We start from the raw sequence: 644 nt of genomic DNA on the forward strand, positions 1-644 counted from the left end.
TCTCCAAGACGGATAACAAAATCAAAACGACGATCGCCTTCTAAAATCTCTCCCACGCTTTGTCCACCAATACTTGCAGCCACCACATCCTGAATAGATTTCACACTCAAGCCATACTGGGCAGCTAAAGCTTTATCAATCTCTACATTGAGTAAAGGCAGACCCGAAGTTTGTTCAACTTTCACCGCACTGCTACCTGCGACTTGCTGAATGATTTTCGCGATTTTTGCAGCCTCAGTATTCAAAACCTGCATGTCATCACCAAAAACCTTCACCCCCACATCACTGCGTATACCTGAAATCAGTTCATTAAAACGTAGCTCAATAGGCTGAGAAAACTCACTGTTATTGCCGGGAATTGTCGCAAGATAAGCTTCCATTCGGGTTCGAAGTGCATCTAGGCTTTCTTTTGAATCTGGCCATTCCTCACGTGGTTTCAGCATGATATAACCATCGGAAATATTCGGTGGCATCACATCTGTCGCCACTTCAGCAGTCCCGGTACGGGCAAATATAGCTTTAATTTCGGGAAAGTTTTTCAGTAAAAGCTTTTCGGTATTTTCCTGAATACGTAAAGACTCTTCCAAGCCTGTGCTTGGAGAACGTAATTGCTGTACCGCAAAATCACCTTCACTCAGCTGGGG

Annotated in this window: 1 protein-coding gene; it reads right to left on the bottom strand. The window is 44.3% G+C overall.

Annotated elements, in window-relative coordinates:
- On the bottom strand, positions 1–644 hold a 644-nt coding region (locus tag ACNPNW_RS06110; protein WP_448766725.1), incomplete at both ends, for an efflux RND transporter permease subunit.

It is taken from the genome of Acinetobacter endophylla, assembly GCF_053543775.1.